The 22,139-nt window shown below is 56.0% G+C and carries 20 protein-coding genes and 1 pseudogene; 7 read left to right on the top strand and 14 right to left on the bottom strand.

Annotated features, from left to right (window positions below):
* Positions 1-262: pseudogene (locus tag ACIQZK_RS09010) on the top strand (class I SAM-dependent methyltransferase); the annotation flags it as partial.
* A gap of 15 nt (positions 263-277) precedes the next feature.
* Here the strand turns inward: ACIQZK_RS09010 and ACIQZK_RS09005 are convergent.
* Genes ACIQZK_RS09005 through ACIQZK_RS08990 form a run of 4 tightly spaced genes read right to left on the bottom strand, consistent with a single transcriptional unit; the run spans position 278 to position 3,795 of the window.
* Positions 278-874 (bottom strand): ABC-type transport auxiliary lipoprotein family protein, encoded by a 597-nt coding sequence (locus tag ACIQZK_RS09005; protein ID WP_397575837.1) that lies wholly within the window; start codon positions 872-874, stop codon positions 278-280.
* Entirely contained in the window at positions 871-1,851 is a 981-nt protein-coding gene (locus tag ACIQZK_RS09000; protein ID WP_395635561.1) for an MlaD family protein, read from the bottom strand. Before ACIQZK_RS09000 ends, ACIQZK_RS09005 begins: the two co-directional genes overlap by 4 nt.
* Before the next feature lie 9 nt (positions 1,852-1,860).
* Positions 1,861-2,679, bottom strand: a complete 819-nt coding sequence (locus ACIQZK_RS08995) for an ABC transporter ATP-binding protein (protein ID WP_397575836.1) — start codon at positions 2,677-2,679, stop codon at positions 1,861-1,863.
* Positions 2,680-2,682: 3 nt separating this feature from the next.
* Positions 2,683-3,795, bottom strand: coding sequence for an MlaE family lipid ABC transporter permease subunit (locus ACIQZK_RS08990; RefSeq protein WP_397575835.1), 1,113 nt, complete (start codon positions 3,793-3,795; stop codon positions 2,683-2,685).
* A gap of 78 nt (positions 3,796-3,873) precedes the next feature.
* Between ACIQZK_RS08990 and ACIQZK_RS08985 the strand changes: the two genes are divergently transcribed.
* Positions 3,874-4,572 carry an HAD family hydrolase gene (locus ACIQZK_RS08985; protein ID WP_397575834.1) on the top strand — a complete coding sequence of 233 codons (699 nt, stop codon included), beginning with the start codon at positions 3,874-3,876 and terminating at the stop codon, positions 4,570-4,572.
* Positions 4,573-4,607: 35 nt separating this feature from the next.
* On the opposite strand, the gene ACIQZK_RS08980 is transcribed toward ACIQZK_RS08985, so the two are convergent.
* Both ACIQZK_RS08980 and pgeF read right to left on the bottom strand, forming a co-directional pair.
* Positions 4,608-5,897, bottom strand: coding sequence for an MFS transporter (locus ACIQZK_RS08980; protein WP_397575833.1), 1,290 nt, complete (start codon positions 5,895-5,897; stop codon positions 4,608-4,610).
* The gene (pgeF, locus tag ACIQZK_RS08975; RefSeq protein ID WP_397575832.1) at positions 5,884-6,660 is read right to left on the bottom strand and encodes a peptidoglycan editing factor PgeF; all 777 of its coding nucleotides are present in this window, start codon (positions 6,658-6,660) and stop codon (positions 5,884-5,886) included. Before pgeF ends, ACIQZK_RS08980 begins: the two co-directional genes overlap by 14 nt.
* Before the next feature lie 90 nt (positions 6,661-6,750).
* On the opposite strand from pgeF, the gene ACIQZK_RS08970 reads away from it, so the two are divergent.
* Positions 6,751-7,554, top strand: coding sequence for an SDR family oxidoreductase (locus ACIQZK_RS08970; protein WP_397575838.1), 804 nt, complete (start codon positions 6,751-6,753; stop codon positions 7,552-7,554).
* A gap of 46 nt (positions 7,555-7,600) precedes the next feature.
* On the opposite strand, the gene ACIQZK_RS08965 is transcribed toward ACIQZK_RS08970, so the two are convergent.
* Positions 7,601-8,458: a DMT family transporter gene (locus ACIQZK_RS08965; protein WP_397575831.1), complete on the bottom strand. Its 858-nt coding sequence runs from the start codon at positions 8,456-8,458 to the stop codon at positions 7,601-7,603.
* 65 nt (positions 8,459-8,523) lie between these two features.
* Positions 8,524-9,540, bottom strand: coding sequence for a threonine aldolase family protein (locus ACIQZK_RS08960; RefSeq protein WP_397575830.1), 1,017 nt, complete (start codon positions 9,538-9,540; stop codon positions 8,524-8,526).
* A 232-nt stretch (positions 9,541-9,772) separates the two neighbouring features.
* Here ACIQZK_RS08960 and ACIQZK_RS08955 point away from each other — a divergent pair, with 232 nt between their 5' ends.
* Positions 9,773-11,140, top strand: coding sequence for a M24 family metallopeptidase (locus ACIQZK_RS08955; RefSeq protein WP_397575829.1), 1,368 nt, complete (start codon positions 9,773-9,775; stop codon positions 11,138-11,140).
* 24 nt (positions 11,141-11,164) lie between these two features.
* Here the strand turns inward: ACIQZK_RS08955 and ACIQZK_RS08950 are convergent, their stop codons facing one another.
* The gene (locus ACIQZK_RS08950; RefSeq protein WP_397575828.1) at positions 11,165-12,211 is read right to left on the bottom strand and encodes a phosphotransferase family protein; all 1,047 of its coding nucleotides are present in this window, start codon (positions 12,209-12,211) and stop codon (positions 11,165-11,167) included.
* A gap of 22 nt (positions 12,212-12,233) precedes the next feature.
* Complete coding sequence (locus tag ACIQZK_RS08945) at positions 12,234-13,085, bottom strand: hypothetical protein (RefSeq protein WP_397575827.1); 852 nt, start codon at positions 13,083-13,085, stop codon at positions 12,234-12,236.
* Between the two features lie 27 nt (positions 13,086-13,112).
* On the opposite strand from ACIQZK_RS08945, the gene ACIQZK_RS08940 reads away from it, so the two are divergent.
* The 3 genes from ACIQZK_RS08940 to ACIQZK_RS08930 all read left to right on the top strand — a co-directional run bounded on the left by ACIQZK_RS08940 (position 13,113) and on the right by ACIQZK_RS08930 (position 17,949).
* Positions 13,113-13,325, top strand: coding sequence for a hypothetical protein (locus ACIQZK_RS08940; RefSeq protein ID WP_397575826.1), 213 nt, complete (start codon positions 13,113-13,115; stop codon positions 13,323-13,325).
* Between the two features lie 907 nt (positions 13,326-14,232).
* Complete coding sequence (locus tag ACIQZK_RS08935; protein WP_397575825.1) at positions 14,233-16,653, top strand: glycoside hydrolase family 3 N-terminal domain-containing protein; 2,421 nt, start codon at positions 14,233-14,235, stop codon at positions 16,651-16,653.
* Between the two features lie 18 nt (positions 16,654-16,671).
* Positions 16,672-17,949 (top strand): sugar MFS transporter, encoded by a 1,278-nt coding sequence (locus ACIQZK_RS08930; RefSeq protein WP_397575824.1) that lies wholly within the window; start codon positions 16,672-16,674, stop codon positions 17,947-17,949.
* On the opposite strand, the gene ACIQZK_RS08925 is transcribed toward ACIQZK_RS08930, so the two are convergent.
* From ACIQZK_RS08925 to ACIQZK_RS08910, 4 genes are all read right to left on the bottom strand, one after another.
* On the bottom strand, positions 17,946-19,160 hold the full coding sequence (locus ACIQZK_RS08925; protein WP_397575823.1) for an MFS transporter: 1,215 nt from the start codon (positions 19,158-19,160) through the stop codon (positions 17,946-17,948). The genes ACIQZK_RS08930 and ACIQZK_RS08925 overlap by 4 nt on opposite strands.
* On the bottom strand, positions 19,147-20,208 hold the full coding sequence (locus ACIQZK_RS08920) for a LacI family DNA-binding transcriptional regulator (RefSeq protein ID WP_397575822.1): 1,062 nt from the start codon (positions 20,206-20,208) through the stop codon (positions 19,147-19,149). Before ACIQZK_RS08920 ends, ACIQZK_RS08925 begins: the two co-directional genes overlap by 14 nt.
* A 3-nt stretch (positions 20,209-20,211) precedes the next feature.
* Entirely contained in the window at positions 20,212-21,186 is a 975-nt protein-coding gene (locus tag ACIQZK_RS08915) for a family 16 glycosylhydrolase (protein ID WP_397575821.1), read from the bottom strand.
* 87 nt (positions 21,187-21,273) lie between these two features.
* A partial coding sequence (locus ACIQZK_RS08910; protein WP_397575820.1) for a TonB-dependent receptor domain-containing protein occupies positions 21,274-22,139 on the bottom strand: 866 nt, incomplete at its 5' end.

Below are 22,139 nucleotides of genomic sequence, written 5' to 3'. Positions count from 1 at the left end.
ACATGTGAACTTCCATGCGCTTTCGCTCTGCGCACAAAGATCTGGCCTCAACGTTGCGGGGCCGTGCGATCAGGGTGCTTGGTTGTCGGGATTGGGTATCGATCAGCGCGCCATGAGCTTGGCGCAGGCAAATCCTGATCGGGCCACGGAGATTTCCGCCGCGCGCAGCAGGCTTGTGGCCCGTGAATCCATGGGCGCGTTATTCAAAGTGATGGCGACATACGCAAAGGGCTGGCCAGAACCAGAGGGCTTTGCGCGTTAGGTCAAGCTGAAGCGCTCAGTTCGCCCATTCGGCAATTTGCAACGCCACGTCATTTGCCGCTTCGTTCAACGCAGCGCCAACAGGCGCAGCTTCAACAGCAGCGACGGGTCGACGGGCTTCAAATCTGCGTTTTTCGGTGGGGTTGCCGCGCGTGATGTTTACCGCGTCAAAGACGACCACCGCTTCATTGGTTGCGGCGTCCACACCAAATTCCAATAGGCTGCCCGAGATAAATTGCGCTGCTTTGCCGCCGGCATCGACTTCACGGAGCACCAGATGACCGGTTTTTGCGGAAACCGTTTCGGATAACAGCTGCTGCATCAGCCGGGCCGGCTTGTCGGCCCAAAACGCATCCTTAACATATGCAATGCTGCTGGCGTCGATCTGGACAGGCACGCGGTTCGTGTCGAGCTTGCGTGGCACCTCCGGCGTTTGGATGACCAAGGCGTCCGTCGCCGATGCCGTTCGGGCTGCACCTGCAGCCACGCTGTTGTCGGCTGTCAGCACGAGCATGGACGGCGGCGCTTTCGTCTCGAAGCTTACACAAGCACCGAGGCTGAGAATGACGGGTAAGGCCAATAAGCGTGCGCTGGATAATTTGCTGAACATCATTTTTGTTTCCTGCTGCCAGGTTGATAATCGGGTAATGCCGGTGCATTGACGACGCTGCCAATACCACCTTGATCAACCTTGTCGGTGACGGACTTCAATGAAACAGACAGTTCGCGTAAGTCGCGCGCCAATTGCGTAACCTCTGGCAATGTCTGCGTGTTTAGCGTTTCAATTGCCGGGTTGGCATTGTTCAACGTCGTTTCCAGCGCAGCCAGACTGCCATTGGCGGAGCGAAGCGTTTTACGCAGTTCAACCAACATGGGACGGCCATCGCTATCCAGCAGCTTATTGGTGGTGCCCGCCATTTTGGTGATTTCATCTGCGGCAAGGCCTGCCTTTTGTAACGCGATCCGCGATTCCTGAATTGTAGCACGCAAATCAGGTGCTTGTGTAGCAAGCGTGCCCGACAGATTTTCGACATTGTCCAATATCTGCTCAATGGATTGCTGGTTCTTGTCCGACAGAATGTTTGTCAACCGCTCGGTCAACGCTGAAAGCCGCTCCAACAATAACGGCGCATTGTTCAACAATTCCCCCAAGGCCCCTGGCTTTGTAGGGATGACGGGAACGCCGGTCGGGCATGCTGATTTCGGGTTGGCTTCTGGACATACCAAAGCAGGTGCGCCCTTGACCGCGCCGTCCAGTTGAATTTCAGAAACGCCCGTAAAGCCGACGCCGTTGATCGTCGCAGTGGTGCCCAGAAGCACGGGTACGCTGTCCTTAATGGTGATGCGAACGCGAACAAATTCTGGATCGGGTTCCCACAATTCAATGCTTTGGATTTCGCCGACAGGCACGCCGGAGAAGGAAACGCCTGAGCCCTTGGCAAGACCGTTCACTGACTGTTGGAAGAATATGTCATATTCTTTCTTGCCGCCTTCGCCAGCGCGTGACAGCCAAACGGTGAATGCCGCGAGCAAGGCCACAAGAAGAAGCGTGATAGCGCCCACCATCACATAGTTGGATTTGGTCTCCATCTTACTGTCCTATGACCTTCCTGGCTGATGCAATTGCGGTTGTGGGTTGTTGTGTTTGTCATGGCCACGACGTGCTGCCCGCCCGCGTGGTCCGCTGAAATATTCGTTAATCCATGGGTGATCGATGGCCAACAACTCCTCAATCGCACCGACCGCAATCACCTTCTGATCCGCGAGTACGGCTACCCGGTCACAAATGGCGTAGAGCGTGTCGAGATCGTGGGTAATCAGGAATACGGTGAGGCCAAGGGTTTCTTTCAAATCCCGCGTCAGATTATCGAAGTTTGCAGCGCCGATGGGATCGAGCCCGGCCGTTGGTTCATCCAAAAACAGCAGCTCGGGGTCCATCGCCAAAGCCCGCGCGAGGCCAGCGCGTTTGCGCATACCGCCGGATAGCTCGGATGGAAATTTATGGGCTGCATCGGCGGGAAGCCCGCTGAGGTAAATTTTGTAATGCGCGATTTCGTCCAGCAACGCCTTGCTGAAATCGGGATAGAATTCGCGCAGCGGGACCTGCACATTTTCAGCCACGGTCAAAGTCGAAAACAACGCACCGCCTTGAAACAATACGCCCCACCGGCGCCGAACGTCGCTGGCCTCGTCCTCTTCCTTGCCAATCATGCCTTCGTCGAAAACGCGGATTTTACCGGCGACGGGCTCTTGAAGCCCAATGATCGACCGCATCAACACCGACTTGCCCGTACCCGACCCACCCACAACACCCAGAATCTCGCCGCGGCGGACCTCGAGATTTAAATCCTGGTGAATGACCTGCTCGCCAAAGCTGTTGCAAAGGCCTTGCACGGAAATGATGTTGGGCTGGTCCATGGTTTAGTTCCAGCCAATTTCGCTAAAGAATATGGCGAAAAATGCATCGAGAACGATGACAAGGAATATAGCCTGCACCACTGCAGCAGTGGTTTTTAGTCCGACCTGCTCCGCATTGCCATGCACTTGCATCCCTTGGAAACAGCCTGCCATGGCGATGATTGCACCGAACACGGGCGCCTTAATCATGCCAATCCAGAAATCGGTCATCGGCGTTACTTCACGTAGGCGCTGCACAAAGGTTGCGGGTGGAATTTCCAAAACGACCCAGCACAAAAGTCCGCCGCCGATAATGGCCATCAGCGATGCGAATATACCCAATAAGGGCATCATCATGACCGCTGCAATGACCCGTGGAACAACCAAGGCTTCGGCTGGCACGACACCTATGGTGCGCATCGCATCAATTTCTTCGGTGATTTTCATCGTGCCGATTTGCGCGGCAAAGGCGGAGCCCGACCGACCAGCGACCATGATCGCGGTCATCAAGATTCCCAGTTCGCGAAATGTGAGCCGGCCAATCAGGTTGATGGTGAATACCTCCGCACCAAATTGCCGCAACTGGACAGCACCTTGCTGCGCAATGACGATACCGATCAGAAAGCTCATCAGGCCAATGATACCCAACGCACGCACACCGACCATGTCAAAATGCTGGACCACCGCATGCCAACGGAAACGGCTGGGGTTCATCGCAAGTATGAAAGATGCCTTCACAACCTGCCCAACAAAGCCCAGAAACTGCAAAAGCGTTGTAAAGCTGATGATGACACTATGGCCCACTTCGGCCAGGAACCGCTCAAACGATGGAGGATGCGGTCGCGGCGGTATATCTGTCTGGTCCGCGCCACTCACAGCCTGCAGCAGACGATTGGCGTCTTTACCTGCACCTACGATTTTGGCGCCCGACTCTTTTGCGGTGCGGTGCACAAGCCACGCGCCAACCGTATCCATATGTTCAACCGCGCTGAGATCGATTTTCTGCACATTGGCCGACAAAGCGCGCAAGCGGCCGTCGACATCGCCGATCAAAGCTATGGTAAAGCTGCCCGATAAGCGGAGGATTTGCCCGCCATCGGTCAGGTCTTCTTGCAAGAACTCTGCAGCGTTAGCCATAGCCATATAACTGGCGTATAAAGGGAACTATCACAAGCCTCTAGACTTCTTCCATTATATTATGCCTGTAGCAGACCGATGACTGACGCCAAACCAACGCTGCTTGCCATATATGATATGGACAAGACCGTCACGCGACGTGCCACCTATAATGGGTTCCTCCTGCATATGGCGTTTAACAAGTCGCCGTGGCGATTGTTCCTTGCGCCGCTATTACCGATTGGGCTGGCATTATATGCGCTGAAGCTATGGGACCGGGCCCGGTTAAAGCAGTTTTCGCAGACATTGCTGATCGGCCACCGCGTTCCAAGGGCCAGTTTTGCCAAATATCTGGAAAGCCATGCTGACATTGTGGTGGGCAAAAATGTCTATCCGCAGCTGCTTGCGCGTGTGGCGGAGGAAAAGGCAGCGGGCTATCGCCACGTCATGGCAACGGCGTCGTACCGGCTATATGTCGACGCGATTGCAAAGCGGCTTGGCTTTGATGATGTTATCGCGACTGACCTTGCCACAGACAGCACTGGCCATGTTCTCGCCCGCATTGACGGGCATAATTGTTACGATGCGGCGAAGCTTGAACGGGTCAAAGGCTGGATGGACACCCATGGTCTGTCACGCGAAAACTGCCACATCCGTGCCTATTCCGACCATGTGTCCGATGCCCCGTTGCTCAGCTATGCCGATGAACCTTTTGCCACCAATCCGCACGGACCGCTGGCGCGCCTTGCTGCCTCCGAAGGTTGGCCCATATTGGATTGGCGTGATCCTAAAGCCTGAGCGAAGGCCTGTTTGAAGTCGGCGATGAGCTTGGCTTAATCTTCCTCGATTAAGCTCGTGTCGCGCGTTTCAGGAAGCATCAGATAGGCAATAACGGTCGCACCGACGCAGATCGCGACATACCAGAAAAACCCCGTTTCGTTGCCCGTACTTTTGAACCACAAAGCGACATATTCCAGCGTTCCGGCAAATAGCGTGTTCCCGACCGCATAAGGAAATGCAACGCCCAGTGCGCGGATATGGGCGGGAAACATCTCAGCTTTTACCATTGCATTGTTGGCGGTATATCCGCCGTGCAGTGTAATCGGGATCAGAATCAGCGCTAACGCGACGATGGGCGAGGTCGCTTGGCCAACCAATGTATAGATTGGCACTGCGACCAACGCGACCCCTACGCCTGCGATGAGCAGCAGCGGTTTTCGCCCAAAGCGGTCGGCCAGCATCCCTGCGATTGGCTGCAGACAGAAGGACCAAATCAACACGCCGGCGATGATCAACGTCGCAGTTTGCTTTTCGAAACCTGCGGTGTTGATCAGATATTTCAGCATATAGGTAGTGAAAGCATAAGAGGCGAGGCCGCCACCACCCGACATCACCGCGACCAATATGCAGGAGCGTTTGTGGTCACGCCAAAGCAACTTCAGCGATGAATGTTCGCGTTTCTGGTCAATGTTGGTGAACGATTTTGTTTCAGACATCGTCCGGCGCAAAAGATAAACCCACAAGGCCAGAATTGACCCAATCACGAACGGTATGCGCCATCCCCAATCGCCCATTTGCGCCTCGCTCAATATCGCTTGCAAGACCAGAGCGACCAAAATGGCCAGCAACTGCCCGCCGCTCAGCGTTGCATATTGGAAACTCGACCAAAAACCGCGCCGCGCCGCCGGGGCCATTTCCGACAGATAGGTTGCACTTGACCCATATTCCCCACCCACGGACAGCCCTTGGACCATCCGTGCGATGACCAAGATGGTCGGCGCTACAACCCCAGCCTGCGCATAGGTGGGCGCAAAGGCAATGGCGAGCGAACCGCCCGCCATTAACAACACGGACAAAGTAAGCCCAGCCTTTCGGCCATGCTTGTCGCCATAGATACCCATCACCCAGGCACCGATTGGACGCATCAGAAAACCAGCCGCAAAGATTGCCGCTGTGTTGAGCAACTGGGCTGTCAAATCGCCTTCAGGGAAAAATAAAGGCGCGAAATAAATGCTGAATGTCGCGTACGCGAACCAGTCATACCATTCGACCAGATTCCCCGCGGAACCGCCCATTATCGATTTAAAGCGTTGCCGCGTTATGCCCGATTCAGCCACGATCATTGCTCCATATTCCAATCAACGACATTTGTCCGCCATAGCCCGGTTCACTGCGGTGGCAGCTGCGCCGATAGCTAAAAAACCGTTCCGGCTGGCTGTAGGTATCCTGTCCCGCGCATTCGACCCTTGTGATACCGGCGGCGGCAAGTCGCGCGGCAACATAACCTTCGATATCAAACTGATAATGACCCGCTTTGCCATCACGGAAAAACCGCGCATTTTCGGGGTTGGCGTCGGCAAAACGTTCAAAGAAAGCTGAATCAACCTCATAGCTTTTTTGCGCGATGCATGGGCCGATCGCGCAGGCTATCCGCTCGCGCTGTGCGCCCAATGCTTCCATCGCCAATATCGTGTTTTCATTGATGCCTGTGAATGCGCCCTTCCATCCCGAATGCGCTGCGCCAACGACACCGGCTTGCCTGTCTGCAAATAACACCGGCACGCAATCCGCGGTCTGGACCGCAAGCACGATATTCGGCCTATCCGTCACCAGCGCATCGGCCTTGGGCGGGTCGTCTTGGTCAATGGGGCCAGTGACGGTGACCACATCAGGCGAATGGATTTGGTACACCCGCGCAAGTGCGGCGCCGGGCATAACGGCAGCAACCGCACGCCGCCGGTTTTCGATGACGTCGTCGCGCACATCGTCCGAACCAAGGCTGCAGTTCAGCCCTGCATAAATACCCGTCGAAACACCGCCGACGCGGCCAAGGAACCCGTGCGCAATATCACCCAGTAATTTTGACTTGATAACTTCGACGGTCACGTGGCTTGGTTTCTCCCTTTGCGCTTAATTGCAACTGCGGCGCTTGACGGCAAGCCATTAGATTGCGAACCCATGCCGATGCACCGTCACATGCTCATATTTGGAATGGGGTACACCGCCTCGCGTATCGCCGACAGCCTTCGTGAAAGCGGCTGGCAGGTCACCGGAACGCGGCGGATGAGTGGCGGCGACGCGATTGCCTTTGACGATGAAGCTGCCGTCTGTGCTGCAATCGAAAACGCCACACATATCCTGTCGAGCGTTCCACCTATGGGCGAGGGCGGCGACCCCGTGCTTTTGAAATATGGCGACCGGATTGCACGTGGTGACGTTGCTTGGCTCGGCTATTTGTCCTCAACCGGTGTATATGGCGACACCGGCGGTGCGTGGGTCGACGAAAGCGCGGCGATTGGCGAAGGGCGCCGAACCGCGCGCGCCGATGCTGACCTTGCGTGGCAGGCCTTGCGCAAGGACGTCGCTGTCTTTCGCTTGCCCGGCATTTACGGCCCCGGTCGATCGGCGTTGGAACGGGTCGAAGATGGCAAGGCGCACCGTATCGATATGCCCGCACAAATTTTCAGCCGTGTGCATGTTGATGACATTGTTAGCGCCGTCATTGCCGCATTCGACGGGCCAGCTGGCGTGTATAATATTGCAGACGATGTTCCCGCGTCGCAAAATGACGTCATCGAATATGCGTGCGATCTTTTGGGGCAGGAATGGCCGCCCCTGATGACTTTGGATGGGGCAGGGCTGTCGCCTATGGCCCGCGGATTTTATGCCGAGAACCGGCGTGTTTCAAATATGAAGGCGAAACGGCTGCTCGGGTGGACGCCGAAATATGCGGATTACCGGCAGGGCCTCAGCGCATTATTGGCCGCACGCCAGCAATAGCATAAAAGTGCGGGATTGGTTTGCATTGCCTGAAAACGTCAGCGCCCTAAGCCTTACGCGTCTGCATTGCGACGACGAGGCCCACCACCACCAGCGCTCCACCAGCCATCGCCAATGTCGACCAGACATAGCCTTCGAATATCGTCGATAGGATCATCGCAAAGACCGGAATGACCACGCCTGTATAAGCAGCCTTGCCGGGTCCAATGTCATGGATGAGGCGAAAATAAAGCGGGAAGGTTACGACCGAGCCGATGATGCTCAGATACAGCACACCGCCGATATATCCGGGACGCATGTCGATGACGGGCGGACCATCCATGACGAACGCAAAAGCCGCATTGGCCAAGCTGGCCCAGAACATTGACCACGCCAATATCGTGATCGTTGGGTATCGCGCAACCTTTGGCGTCACCTGAAGCACATTGGAGACCGATGCCGTAGCGACGGCACATATCACCAGCAATAGCCCAAGCAGTGCATCGGTCCCGCCCATAGGGGCCGCACGGTATTCCTGCAGCATCAACAACCCGACCCCGACGCAGGCAATTGCTGAGCCTAATATGAACGCTCCGCCGATTGACCGTCCAAGCCAATATTTGGCGAGCACCGCATTGGGCACAATCAGCAGCGCGAATACCACTGCGACCAATCCCGAGGTGATATAATGTTCAGCGGCATAGACAAAATTGTAGTTCATCCCGAATTGCATCACGCCAAGCAGGATTGTCCAACCGACCATTGGCCGATCTATCTTCAGCGGCTGGCGCATCACGATGGCAAGGATGAACATAGCGATGGCGGCCACAATCATGCGATAGGCCACAGACCAGGTCTGCGGCACTGTGCCCAATTGATCGCGGATGACCAGCCAAGTAGATCCCCAGATGAGCGACGTCACCATAAAGGGTATCCATACCCGCGGCGTCAGAAAACCTGGTTCTACGACGCTCTCCCCCCCGGTCGCGCTCATAATGTGGCTATCGCGCGTGCCAGCGGGGTGACGTCCGCCTCGGTATGTTGCCAACTGGTGACGAGCCGCGCTGCGCCCCAGTTTTCGTCGACAACACCCCAGTCGTAAAAGTCAAAACCTTGCGCCCGTAACGCGGCCGCTTCAGCGGGCGTGAGGCGCAAGAATATCTCATTGGCTTGCACCGGATAGAGCAATCGTCCGGCTGCTGCGCCCGCAATGATCTGCGCCGCTGCGTTGGCGGAACGCGCATTGGACAACCACATATCATTTTCCAGCATCGCCAACAATTGCGCTGCAAGGAAGCGGCCCTTTGACTGCAAATGCCCAGCCCGTTTACGCCGATAGCGCGCAGCGTCGGCCATCGCCGGGTCGAAATAGACCAACGCCTCTGCCCCCAAGCCGCCATTTTTGACGAAGCCGAAACTCAACACGTCAACGCCGGCGTTCACCGTCACGTCGGCTGGCGCACAGCCCAATGTTGCCACTGCATTGGCAAAACGTGCGCCATCCATATGCAGGCTAAGGCCGCGATCATGGCACAATGCGCCAAGTGCCGCGACTTCGGCAGGGGTGTAGACCATGCCATATTCGGTTGCGTTGGTGATCGACAATGCCGCCGCCTGCACCTGATGCACATCGTTGCGAATGCCGTTCAGACACGCCTCGACCGTTTCAGGCGTCACCTTGGCGCCTTCACCTTCGACCAGCATCAGCTTCGCACCAGCGGTGTAGAAACCCGGCGCGCCGCATTCATCAACCTCAATATGGGCTTCACGATGGCAAATGACGCCCTGATGTGGCTGAACAAGCGACGCAAGCGCGAGGCAATTGGCACTTGTGCCCGTTGCCACCCACAGCACCGCGACATCGCGGCCGAACACAGCGGAGAATGCGGCATCGAGCCGCGCGCTCCATTGGTCACCATCATATGCGGTATCGATATGGTTGGCATCGGCCATGGCTTGCATGACAGCGGGGTGCACCGGGGCGGCATTGTCAGAGAAGAAACGCATGAGCATCCGCATGGCGGGAAACCCCGCCTGTCGTCAAGCGCTTAGCGGACTTGCATCGCGCCAATATACAGGTTCAACATGCCGTGGGGTACATCTCTTCAGGGCATATCCCGGCTTTCTTCGTGCCCAAGCCTATCCCGGATATCGCCTGCTTCCACATCGAATGACACGTCGGGCTTGATCCTTGCACCGCGGCCAGCCAATGTCGGTGCGGAATATGATTGGGGGAAGCATGATGGCAAAGCGCGTGATATCTGGACTGGCTCTGCTTGCGGCCATGATTGGGCCAGCCACTGCAGCAATGTCCGCGCCGATCGTCATGAGCGAGACGGAGGTGCAGGCACCGGCGCTTCCGCCGATATTGAACGCACGCGAAAGGGCCGCGACCGAAAACCGCATTTTAGCCGCGCGGCTGGATACGATCATTCCGGCCATCATGCGCGAACAGGGTGTTGATTTGTGGCTGATGGTGGCGCGCGAATATTTTGAAGAGCCCGTGGTCGCGTCGATGCTGGATGCAGAGAATATGCACGCACGGCGCCGCACAATCCTAATTTTCCACGATCCGGGTAATGGAGAGCCGATCGAGCGTCTGACGGTTAGCCGCTATGGACTGGGCGGTCTGTTCGCGCCAGCGTGGGACCCAAGCAAGCAGCCTGATCAGTGGCAGGCGGTCGCGGACATAATCGCTGCGCGCGATCCGGCCAAAATTGCGATCAACACGTCGGACCTGTATCAATTCGCCGACGGCATGACGCTCAGCCAATATGAAAAATTCACGGGCGCGTTACCCGCACCGTTGCGGTCGCGGATCGTCAGCGGCGAAACGCTCGCTATCCGCTGGCTTGAGACGCGCACGCCCGCCGAGATGGAAATTTACCCCAGCGTCCTGCGCACCGCCCATGCGATCATTGCTGAGGCGTTTTCGCGTGCCGTGATCACCCCCGGGGTAACAACGGTGGAGCAGGTGCAATGGTGGTATCGTGACCGGCTGCTTCAGCTTGGTCTTGAGCCATGGTTCCATCCTTCGGTGGCAATCCAGCGGGCAGGGGTAAAAGGCATGTTGGAAGGCGCCGAAGTCATTCAGCCGGGTGACCTGCTGTGGACAGATTTTGGCATCAATTATCTGCGGCTAAACACCGACACGCAGCATCTTGCCTATGTCCTGAAACCCGGCGAGCGCGATGCGCCCGCTGGTCTTAGACAGGGGCTAGCGAACAGCAACCGGGTGCAGGATATCCTGAGACGCCAGTTTGCGGTTGGACGCAGCGGAAATGCCGCCTTGGCATCGGCGCGGGCAGAAGCCGTGGCAGCGGGGCTTGATCCGTCGATTTACACGCACCCTATTGGCTTGCATGGTCATGGCGCCGGGCCGTCCATTGGCTTTTGGGATAATCAAAACGCCGACCCGCGCGGAAGCGGCGTGATCAACGCCAACACAGCATGGTCCATCGAGCTTACAACTTATGCCGCCGTTCCCGAATGGGGCGGACAACGCGTGGATTTCCGCAGCGAAGAGAATGCTTTTTTTGATGGCAAGACTGTGCGTTTTATCGATGGGCGCCAAACTGAAATCACCCTTATCCCCTCAGGGAAGTGATTTTGTCGTAACGTTCCTGCGGGGCTAGAAATCAAGGGCAATCTCGGCATGGTCTATTGCCATCAAAGCCGACCGCTCTGACATAGCCAGAAACATTGCGTCGCCCCGGTCGGTCTGTTCCACGACCATCGACGCCGTTACGCCCATGAGCATTCCCGAAAAAGACGCAAGCCGATAGGCATCCCACTGGTGGGCAAGGTCTGCGAAGGGTATATTGTACCTATCTAATTCCGTTCGATAACGCGCCAGAAGGCCGTGCTCTTCTGCTTTACGGGTAGCCGGGTCCATCGATGTGCCCAGGTAATAGGCTATGTCGCTTGCACCTTCGCCGACACCAACCGTTTGCCAGTCGACGATAACGATGGGCTGGTCTTTGTCGTCGGCGCAGTACAGCATGTTATCTGGACGAAAATCATTGTGCGTGAGACAGCGTGGGCCGGAACGTGAGTCTAACCATCGTTGGATATTGCCCAAATAGCGCTCACCAACGATTTTGATCTCTTTGGTGATCCGGTCGCCATATCGGTCACAAAATGCGGGCCAAAGCATCGCATATAACGTTTCGCTGTCTATCTGGGGCGGAACAGCTTTCGTGCCGCTGAGCCAGTCAAGCGTGTCGAGCGATGGGTCACCCCACCAGGCCGCGTGAATGCCAGCCGCCGCATCCATTGCCCATTCGGCTTCTGCCCGTGTTGGAACCAACAATTGATTGCCCGGTGCATGTGATGGAAGATCGTGCATCAGCAAAGCAAAATCGTGGCTGTCGTCATCAAAGGCGATAAAGAGATGATTGGGTATCGCCATCGGTTTCTTACCCGCAAAAAGCGTATAAAAACGGCTTTCGCGCATATATGTCATATAGGATCGACCGGCAGCTTTGCTGACTGGATCATTGGACGGCAATTTTGCAACGATCGTCGGAGGCGCGCCGTTCGCAGGGCCATCATAGGTCAGTTTGAGGCGGTACGTCGCGCCAACCTGTCCTGTGCCTATGGCATGCGATTCAACCGACATAACCTTGGCATCATAGCCATTTTTATGCAGCTGCGCCGTCAACCAAGCGGGGGTCATATCGGCCAGACTGGGGATTGCATCAATCATTGAAAATGCTCTTCAGACCTAGCGGTTCATAAGCGCCAAGGATCAACTGTTCCAGAATGCCTGTACCTGTCTGGCTTTCACTGCCCAGCGTCATGGTGACGCGAGAGACGGCCTGTATGTGGAGATGATCAGCGCGGCCTGCCTCAACGGTCGTCAGGTCGATATCTTCACGCGCTACAGATAATGCACCCTTCCAACCACCATGCGGCCATTCCGGGTGGCCGTAGCCGATGCCCCGCATGAGAAAAGCTGTCCCCGGTTCAAAGACGGCCGTGACATGTCGTCCATCTGCGAATTCTGCTTTCAGGACGGCCTGTTCCGCGTGACGCCAGCCGGGCTTCAGCGTGACCGCCATTTCGCACACGTCGCTTTCCAACATTTCATACGCAGCTGCGCCGTCCGGGCACCATACCGCGCGGATATTCCAGTGTCTGCCCTGCGCATCATCATTCACATGAAAATAGAGTGCACCATCGTGAAAATTCACGGGGCTCCACAGCCAATAGAATTGGGGGATAGTTTGCGGGACGGTGGGCTGCGGGTCGCTGGCGCCAATGGGGCGGATACCCCAACTGCGATCACGCGTACCAACAGCACCGTCGATATCCCGCCGAATGCCATCTACCTCAATCCAGCCCTGCCAACGCCCGTTTTGCGTCATGCGGGTATAATCCATAAAGGTCCGCGGCCCGATCCTTCGGGTGAAGCGCGGCTCTTCAACCGGGAATGCCCGGCCAACAAAGGTCAGATTGGCGGATATTCCTTCATGGTTGTCGACGATAACGCGCAGCGATTTAAGTGGTTCGACTATCTCAATGGTGATGGGCCCGACGGTGAGATCCATCCTTTCCATATCCAATAAGCGGGAGGCATGGACACAATGTTGGACATCGCCTCTGATGCAGGAAAAATGCGCATCGGCAACGTTCAGGTGCGGATAAACGCCAAAGGCGATCGCGAAAAAATCGCTGCCATCTGCCTGATAGCCGTTAAAGAAATAACGGTCGTAAAAGTTCCTGTCTGTCCCGGAATATGCGATGGGCTCAGCCGTCTGGTGGATCGGATATTCATCGCCTTTGGTTAGCATCAGCCTGCATCCTCCTATAATCTTTTGGCGTTTCTTATGCACCGCTCTCAGGCTGCAATTGTGCGATCAAATACACCCTGATTCCCGTTCACGACGCGTTAGGCATGATCGCCTTTATGCATTTCCTTTATCCTGATCGGTGTAGCGGCGTCCTTCCTTTGTGATTTTCTATCATGGGCCCTATCACTAGGCAAACCATTGGAATAATTTGTACCCTCAAACGAAGCTGCTCCGATACGCGCGCGTTTATGCACCTTTAAACCACGGTATGTGCTGGACAATGCACTGAAATATTCGCCGCCACAGCGCCCGATCCAATTTTGCATCGTCCAGCGGGAAGATTTATTGGGCACTTCGTTCACGGTGACAAGCCAACTCGCTGGGACTGACTTTCTGGACGAAACGATCTTCGTCCGTGGTGAGCGTGGGGCGGGTGCCGAAGGAGTTGGCTTGGGCCTCGGCCTGTATCTCGTACAAAAAAGTGGCAGAGGCCCATGGCGGCGCGGTATCTTTTTTGGTGTACGATGACGCGAAGGTCACATTTGAGCTTTTTCTTCCGGACTAAAAACGCGTGCGCGCCTTATGTCATCATGCAGCTTGGATCTCGCCTGAATGAACTACATAATAATATCCATTATATAAGTGTTATAATTTATATCCCCCACGGTGCACCACTTTTTCAATGACTTGCAGAAAATATGGCTGTGGGGTCATTGAGTGCTTGATGTTCCCTGAACTCGGATGCTCCCTCGCCTGGGGCAGCTTCTGGACGGGAAGCAGACCGTCCGGTTTTGGCTGCGCGGCACCATGATGACGCTTGATTTCTCCCACCGTTGCTGTCATCAAATCCTGATAACGTTCACAACGAAGTTCTGGAGTGGGTTTGATGCGGTTAAGGGGATCGATGGCACTGATAGCCTTCGTGTCGGCGGGATGTGTTTCGGCGGTAACGTACCCACAGACTGCGACGCCGGCGGCGCCTTCTGCTGCGACGACTGCAAATATTGCCAACTGGCCAGCGGCCCAAAGTCCTGCGGCGATTACCGATAAGAAAACCGAAGACGCGATAACGGCGTTGATTTCAAAAATGACGTTGGAGCAGAAGGTCGGTCAAATCATACAGGCTGACATCAGCGCGATCACGCCTGAGGATCTAAAGCAATATCCGCTGGGCTCCATCCTTGCGGGCGGTAATTCCGGACCTTATGGCGACGAGCGCGCTGACGCTGCAAAATGGGCGCAGCTGGTGGGTGCGTTTCGGGATGCATCACTTACATCAGGCGCTGGCGTGCCCATATTATTTGGTGTCGATGCGGTGCACGGGCATTCAAACCTGCCGCAGGCAACCATTTTTCCGCATAATATCGGACTGGGCGCGGCGCGCGATGTCGACTTAATTCAAAGCATTGGCAAAGCCACTGCAGCCGAGATTTCAGGCAGCGGGATTGAATGGACCTTTGCGCCAACGCTGGCTGTCCCGCAAGATTTGCGCTGGGGCAGAACCTATGAAGGCTATTCCTCCGACCCTGCGCTGATTGCGGCCTATGCCGGTGCGATGACCATAGGCTTGCAAGGTAATCTTGTTGCAGGTGCGCCGCTGGACGCCACGCATGTTGCCGCAACTGCAAAACATTTCCTTGCGGACGGTGGCACCATGGACGGCCGCGACCAAGGCGATGCCCAGATCAGCGAAGCCGAACTGGTCGCAAAACATGCGCAGGGCTATCCCGCATCTATTAACGCAGGCGCGCTGACCGTTATGGCGAGCTTCTCAAGCTGGAACGGGGTGAAGCATCATGGCAATGCCTCTCTGCTGACCGATGTCTTGAAGAACCGGATGGGTTTTGCCGGGCTGGTTGTTGGCGATTGGAATGGACATGGACAAGTCGCGGGCTGTTCCGCGACAGATTGTGCTGCGGCCATTAATGCCGGGCTTGACCTGTTCATGGCGCCTGACAGCTGGAAGGGATTGTTCGCGTCGACGCTGGCAGCGGCGCGGGATGGCCGGATCCCCGCCGCACGGTTGGACGATGCCGTGCGGCGAATCGTGCGCGTGAAATACAAACTTGGCCTCATGGGCGATGCGCCGACTGTGCGGGGGCAAACATCTTTGGTTGGCAAGCAAGAGCATCTCGATCTTGCGCGTGAGGCGGTATCCAAATCACTGGTGCTGCTCAAAAATGATGACGGCGTTCTGCCCATCCGCAGTGGTAGCAATGTTCTGATCGCCGGTTCCGGCGCGGACAATATGGCGATGCAGGCCGGCGGCTGGACGATTAGCTGGCAAGGCACGGACACAACTGCCGCCGATTTCACCAACGGCCAGACGATTGGCCGTGCGATTTCGGAAGCGGTTAAAACAGGCGGCGGTACGGCCAATATTTCGGCATCGGGCATGTTTGAAACAAAGCCCGATGTGGCGATCATCGTCCTCGGCGAAAAACCTTATGCCGAGTTTGAAGGCGATGTGCCAAACCTTGCATTCCGGCCCCAGCCTGCCGAAGAGGAAATGATCGCGCGATTGAAGGCGCAGAATATTCCTGTTGTGGTCCTGTTCCTATCTGGCCGGCCCATGTTTACCGGCAAGCTTATCAACCAAGCCGACGCTTTTGTGGCTGCATGGTTGCCGGGCACACAAGGCCGGGGTGTGGCCGATGTGTTGGTTGCTGGCGCAAACGGAAAGCCGGTGCGCGACTTCACTGGACGCCTGCCTTTCAGTTGGCCTGCGGATGCGCGGTCACCGGTTGATACGCCGCTTTTCCCGCTCGGCTATGGCCTTGATTACACGCAATCGAACAAGCTTGCTCCGGTGAACGAAGACCCGCGCGTCGATTTGTCATCGCTGACCATCGCCACGCAATATTTTGTCCGTGGCAAGGTGCCTGCACCTTGGAATTTGCAGATGGACGGTTCGATTAGCGCGCGGGCTGTCGACATGTCCGCGCAGGAAGACGCGCGCCAATTCACGTGGAACGCTGATGGTGCTTTCGTTGTCAACGGGCCTGCTGTCGATTTGAGCAAGCCGTTGAAGGAAGACTGGTCGCTGCTCATCGACTGGCGCATTGATCAGCCCGCGACCGGGCCAGTCATGCTGTCCTTTGGTGGCGCTGCGCTTGATATAAAAACCACGATGCGCGCATTGCCAACGGGAACGCCCACACAAACCCGCATTCCGCTGCGCTGCTTTGCCGCGGCTGGTGCGAAGTTGGACGCGGTCGGTTCCCCGATACGTATGCAGGCGGCGAAAGGCCTTGTTGCGACAATTCGCAACGTTCATATCGAAACGACAAAAAAAGGCGCGTCCTGCCCCGGCAAAATGCGCTAAAACCAAGGGAGAGAGAAGATGGCATTGGCACCCGGCGCATCTGCGTCAGCAGATAATGGTGATACCCATATCGACGCACCGCAATTGCAATTGTTCGTGATGGGGCTGTTCTTCATCTTCGGCGGCATCACAAGCCTCAACGATGTTATCATCCCGAAGTTAAAAGAGCTGTTTACGCTCAATTATACGCAAGCGATGCTTGTGCAGTTCTGTTTCTTTGCCGCTTATGCGGTCATCGGCATTCCCGGCGCGCGGCTCGTTAAGAAAATCGGCTATATGCGCGGCGCGGTTGCCGGCCTTTTGACGATGATGGCTGGCTGTCTGTTGTTCATTCCAGCGAGCCAGACCGCGACCTATGGCGTATTCCTGTTGGCATTGTTTGTGTTGGCAAGCGGTGTGGTCATTGTCCAAGTGGTTTCCAACCCCTTGATCTCCATGCTTGGTAAGCCTGCCACGGCGCACAGCCGTCTGACCTTTGCTCAAGCGTTCAATTCGCTTGGCACCACGGTTTTTCCTATCGTTGGCTCGATCCTTATTCTCGGTAGCCTCGCGACGGTAACCGCTGACCAACTATCCGGTGTAGAACTAGACGCCTATCGCACTGCAGAGAGCCAAGCCATTGTGAACGGCTATTTGGGTATTGCGGTGGCACTGGCGATTGTTGCCGCAGTCGTATGGCTGTTTCGCGATGCGCTGAAGGGCGAAAAGCATGAGGCGAGTGAGGGCTTGGCTGGCCTCGACTTGTTGAAGCGGCCTCGTTTCGGTTTCGGCGCTTTGTGCATTTTCTTATATGTCGGTGCCGAAGTCGCGATTGGCTCGCTCATCGTCAATTATTTGATGCAAGATCATGTCATGGCGCTAGCTGAACAGGACGCTGGCAAGCTTATCGGTCTATATTGGGGTGGCGCCATGGTGGGCCGGTTCATCGGCTCTGTGGTGCTGCGTGTGCTGAGCCCGGGTAAGGTGCTGGCGTCTGTATCGGTGGCTGCAATTGCACTGCTGATCTTTTCCACACAAAGCACGGGCGAAGTTGCTGGCTATGCCTTGCTGGCCGTGGGCTTGACCAATGCAATCATGTTCCCGACGATATTCACGCTCGCCTGTGAAAAGCTCGGGTCACGCGCGGCCGACGGTTCGGGCATCATCAACGTCGCCATCGTCGGCGGCGCTGTTGTTCCGCTGCTCACGGGCATCATCGCTGACGTGACCGGAAGTCTGGCGATAGCGTTCACGTTGCCGATGCTTTGCTATGCGATCATCGCGGCATTCGGTATCTATGCGCGTAAGCCTGCCTAATCGCGCGCATGCTGGCGCGGCATTGTTGCCAATAACAGGCACGCGATGAGCGCCAGCAACGCTAGCAACAGAAACAGGCTGCCAAAGCCATAAGCGGGCACCAAAGCCAGCGTCAGCCATGGCATGATGAGCGATGGCACGGTGTTCGTGAGGTTGAAAATGCCCAAATCCCGTCCACGCGTTTGTGGACGGGGGAGCACCCTCAACGTCTGGCTTGAGTGCAGCGCCAGAAAAAGGCTGCTCGCCAAGCCAAAGACCACATAGCCGGCAATGGCGACCGGTAAAGATGACGAAACTGACATGATGATCAATCCGGCCGACGCTGCCGCTGCCCCACATATGAGCGGCAGAATGGGACGGTTTGCACGGTCGGACCAGCGGCCGGCAGCTAATGTTAAAAACACAGCCATACCCAGAACAAGCGCAAAGATATTCGCGGCATCATTTTCGCCGAAATCAGGATCGACGCTGCGGAACCATAAAAGGAGAAACGCAAATAATGACGCTTCTGCAATTTGTACCAATAAGCGCGCAATCCACATTTTAACGGCGGCGTTCCGTGTTACGGCGCTCTGTTCCCCATCGGTTGATTGCTCCGTCGGCGCGGTGTTCAACCCAGGCATCGATATCGGTCTGCCAAAGATCAGCACCGGACTGACCATGGCTATCACCAAAACCGCGATGATGATTTCACGCTGCTCCGATGGAAAAGCATCGTTCATCGTTACAAACGCGCCTGAAAGCGCGCCCATACCGGGCGCTAGCGCCAATAGACCGCCAAGGAAGCCCTTTTGGGAATCGGGAATGGTGTCGCCGGCCCACGCGCTTAACGGCGCCAGCATCATGTTTAGGCCAATTTGCCAGAGGATGATGACGGCTATCAACACTGCCGGGCTCTTTGCATATGCCGTGGTTAGCAGCAAAGCCGTTGATACGGCTAATCCAGCGCATATCCACGGGCGTCGTGCGCCGGTTTTGTCACTGGCCCATCCAAAGGCGATATTGGCCACGCTTGCGGCAATTGCGCCCACAAAGGCCGCGATCGCCAACATGCCAAGGGCGCCATTGCCGGAGATGTCTGTCGCGCGCAGCGGCAGCAATATCGTCAGAAACGGCATATAGGCGACAGCACCGCCAGATACGGCGAGCGCGTACAAATACATGAACGTTGCCGACTGCCGGCTGCTGTCCGCAGATTTAGGCGCGACCATGTGCAGACGGCGGCGCAGTGCTGCTTCGTTCTATAAGGCTGCCCTCAATAACAACAGGTTGATGCGGCACGGGCGCGTCACCATTGGTAATCAATAGTTCCACCGCCTTCGAAAAGGTTGCGGCAATCGGCTGATCAACCGCAGTCAGTTCGGGCACCGTAAAACGCACAACGGGCGTATTGTCGAAACTGATGAGGGATAAATCGCCGGGAATGTGTAAACCCCGCGCCTTGGCTGCATCCAAAGCGGCAAGCGTCATTTGGTCGTTGCTGCCAATGATCGCCGTGGGCGGGTTTTCCAAATCGAGCAGCGCGTTGGCGGCCAGCACACCGCTATCATATCCAAAATCGCCTCTGACGCATAACGCATCGCAGGAAAGCCCGGCAGTGGTCATCGCCTCGCGCCACCCGTCGATACGCCAATTGGACAGGTCATATTCCTGAGGGCCAGCAATGAAACCAATCCTGCTATGGCCAAGCGCGATGAGATGTTCGGTTGCACGTCGGGCCGAGCCCTCATCATCCATCGTCATCGCAATGCCCGGCCCCGATGTGACCGATCCGATGCGGGCGAAGGGGATTTTGCGTTTGGCAAGAAATCCGGTGATGAGCGGGTTTTCAGAGTGTGGTGGCGTCAGGATGACGCCGTCTGGCTGCAGCGCCGCAATGGCTGCACCCAATTCACGCTCGACATGGTCATTATGGGTATCGACCAATTCAAAGATCATCCGGTATCCATGTTCGGCACATTTCAACATGCCGCCCAATAGCATTTGGTCTACCCAGTCAGACCCTTGGCGGTTCCGCCAATCGGCAATCGTGCGTTCCCGGTCGTTGATGGCAAGGATCAGGTACGAACGTGATCCGCTCATTCGTTGCGCCGCGATGGACGGGACATAGCCAAGCTTATCAATGGACGCTTGCACACGTTCCTGCATGGCAGGCCGGACGTTAGGCTCATTGTTTATGACACGGCTGACCGTTTGCAGGGAAACCCCCGCATCGGCTGCGACATGTTTAATTGTGACGGCTTGGCGGCGTCTCGCCATAACTTACTTACTTTCTTTGTCGCCCTGCATGCAGGCCAGACCTTTTTCCTTGTCGCTGCTGCATTGGTAGATGCGGATCCAGTCGATCAAAAACGCAGCTGGTGTTACATTTGATGCAACGCCTTTATCGTTATTCTTCTCTGACAGGCCACCCCCAATGGCGAGGTTGGCCATGATGTAGAAGGGCTGGTCAAAAGGCGCAACGGGATTTGCTTTCGCCAACGGAGAAGCTGTTTCCCAATCAGGGCTCGTGCGCTCCCAATATTTGCGGCCATCGAGATAGAAACGCATCACGCCTTCGCCCCATTCGAGCGTCCAGATGTGAAATTCATCAGAAGGTAAAGCATTTGATGGCAGCGCCACGCGCGTATCGTGAAGTTTGTTTTTCGGTGCGTAATCGCCAAAATGGATCGCGCTGATCATCCGGTTCTCGCCAACACCGCCCGTGCATGTGTCGCACGTGGCGCCGAGGTTAACACCCTCCAAAATATCAATTTCGCCCGAAAGCGGCCAGCCGCCGTAGATGCTGTTGGCGGGCATCATCCATACGGCAGGCCAGGTGCCTTGGCCCTTGGGCGGCTTCGCACGAAATTCGACCTTTCCGTATTTCCAGCTGGAAATACCGAGCGTCCGGATTTTGCCGGAGGTATATTCCTGCGTTTTTTGCGGATAGGGCTTATTCGAAAATTCGGGAGGCAGATCGGGACCTGTAAATGTCTCTTTATGCGCAATTAAATGCAGATTTCCGTCGGCGACCTTAATGTTTTTGGGCCTATCGGTGTAGCATTGCCGTTCCTGATTGCCGCCGCCCCAGCACGATTTTTCAGGCTTCCATTTTTTGCGGTCCAATTTGCTACCATCAAACTCGTCGGCCCACAAAAGTGTCCAGCCCTTGTCTGAAGCGTGTGCTGTGGCCGCCGTTGTCCAGCAAGCCGTCAAACCGATTATAGCACCGAGCAAGGCAATTCTGGGCGGCATAGCTTTCTCCTGAAACGCGGGCTGAAAGAAAAACGGACCCAAGTCATATGACCAAGGTCCGCTTTTCCGCAACACTGATGCTACCTATTAGAATTCAAATCGAGCAAGGAAAGTGAAGCGTCGATCGTTCCGGAACGCCGAGCGCGTTGCGCGGGTGCCGTCAAAATCGATCACTTGTGATGTCTGTGTGACTTCATCAAGCAAGTTCACGCCCTGAATGCCGAGTTTCAATTGCTTGGTCACAGAGACAAAGATTGATCCGTCAAGCTGCCCTGTCGCTTCGCCGTAAATGGGCGAGAACGGGAAGATGACGTCGCGCGGTGTCTGCACAAATTCAGACCGCCAGTTATACGCCAAGCGGAATGATAACGGACCTTTTTCGTAAAATCCGACGGCATTGACCGTGTGCTTCGAGACGCCAGCCAACGGCAGACCGCCCGAAAGCGGGCTCTGTTCAGAGCCAAGCGAAGCGTTGTTGAAATCGCCCGCATCAACATAGGTATATGTCATACCGGCGCCCAAACCGCTTAATAGGCCAGGCAGGAAATCGTAAGTTTGCTGATAAGCAACTTCAACGCCCTTCAATGTTCCACCGTCGCTATTCACCGGTGTGTTGAACAGAATATCGGTGTTGACGCCCTTCGGCGTGACAAATGGACGCACTATGGCGCCGCTGTTCACGATATTGCTGATGTCCTTTACAAAACCGGATACCGTCAACGAACCAATGTCTGCCCAATACCATTCGACAGAAAGGTCATAGTTTATGGACTCAACTGGGCGCAGGAAACGATTGCCCGTGTTGATGGCAAGCAACGGACCCGTGGCCAAAAGCCCACCGGCACGCAGATTGTTGGTGTTGTCATATGCACCGCCACCCGATGTGAACGCGGATAGATCTGGCCGGGAAATACCCTTTGAGATTGCACCACGCACCAAGACACCGTTGCCGA

This window comes from Sphingorhabdus sp. (assembly GCF_044338195.1).
Lineage (GTDB): Bacteria > Pseudomonadota > Alphaproteobacteria > Sphingomonadales > Sphingomonadaceae > Sphingorhabdus_B.
This window is presented reverse-complemented; position numbering and strand designations above follow the sequence as displayed.

What these genes read in the sequence shown, in the direction of transcription:
- ACIQZK_RS08955 (WP_397575829.1), top strand. Translation starts at nt 9,773, where the DNA reads ATGATGGCAAAGCGCGTGATATCTGGACTGGCTCTGCTTGCGGCCATG.
- ACIQZK_RS08930 (WP_397575824.1), top strand. Translation starts at nt 16,672, where the DNA reads ATGGCATTGGCACCCGGCGCATCTGCGTCAGCAGATAATGGTGATACC.
- ACIQZK_RS08925 (WP_397575823.1), bottom strand. Translation starts at nt 19,160, where the DNA reads ATGGTCGCGCCTAAATCTGCGGACAGCAGCCGGCAGTCGGCAACGTTC.
- ACIQZK_RS08995 (WP_397575836.1), bottom strand. Translation starts at nt 2,679, where the DNA reads ATGGACCAGCCCAACATCATTTCCGTGCAAGGCCTTTGCAACAGCTTT.
- ACIQZK_RS08950 (WP_397575828.1), bottom strand. Translation starts at nt 12,211, where the DNA reads ATGACCCCCGCTTGGTTGACGGCGCAGCTGCATAAAAATGGCTATGAT.
- ACIQZK_RS08970 (WP_397575838.1), top strand. Translation starts at nt 6,751, where the DNA reads ATGCTCATATTTGGAATGGGGTACACCGCCTCGCGTATCGCCGACAGC.
- ACIQZK_RS08920 (WP_397575822.1), bottom strand. Translation starts at nt 20,208, where the DNA reads ATGGCGAGACGCCGCCAAGCCGTCACAATTAAACATGTCGCAGCCGAT.
- ACIQZK_RS08935 (WP_397575825.1), top strand. Translation starts at nt 14,233, where the DNA reads ATGGCACTGATAGCCTTCGTGTCGGCGGGATGTGTTTCGGCGGTAACG.
- ACIQZK_RS08940 (WP_397575826.1), top strand. Translation starts at nt 13,113, where the DNA reads ATGGACACAATGTTGGACATCGCCTCTGATGCAGGAAAAATGCGCATC.
- ACIQZK_RS08960 (WP_397575830.1), bottom strand. Translation starts at nt 9,540, where the DNA reads ATGCGTTTCTTCTCTGACAATGCCGCCCCGGTGCACCCCGCTGTCATG.
- ACIQZK_RS08915 (WP_397575821.1), bottom strand. Translation starts at nt 21,186, where the DNA reads ATGCCGCCCAGAATTGCCTTGCTCGGTGCTATAATCGGTTTGACGGCT.
- ACIQZK_RS08985 (WP_397575834.1), top strand. Translation starts at nt 3,874, where the DNA reads ATGACTGACGCCAAACCAACGCTGCTTGCCATATATGATATGGACAAG.
- ACIQZK_RS08980 (WP_397575833.1), bottom strand. Translation starts at nt 5,897, where the DNA reads ATGATCGTGGCTGAATCGGGCATAACGCGGCAACGCTTTAAATCGATA.
- ACIQZK_RS08965 (WP_397575831.1), bottom strand. Translation starts at nt 8,458, where the DNA reads ATGGTGACGTCGCTCATCTGGGGATCTACTTGGCTGGTCATCCGCGAT.
- ACIQZK_RS09000 (WP_395635561.1), bottom strand. Translation starts at nt 1,851, where the DNA reads ATGGAGACCAAATCCAACTATGTGATGGTGGGCGCTATCACGCTTCTT.
- ACIQZK_RS09005 (WP_397575837.1), bottom strand. Translation starts at nt 874, where the DNA reads ATGATGTTCAGCAAATTATCCAGCGCACGCTTATTGGCCTTACCCGTC.
- ACIQZK_RS08990 (WP_397575835.1), bottom strand. Translation starts at nt 3,795, where the DNA reads ATGGCTAACGCTGCAGAGTTCTTGCAAGAAGACCTGACCGATGGCGGG.
- ACIQZK_RS08945 (WP_397575827.1), bottom strand. Translation starts at nt 13,085, where the DNA reads ATGGATCTCACCGTCGGGCCCATCACCATTGAGATAGTCGAACCACTT.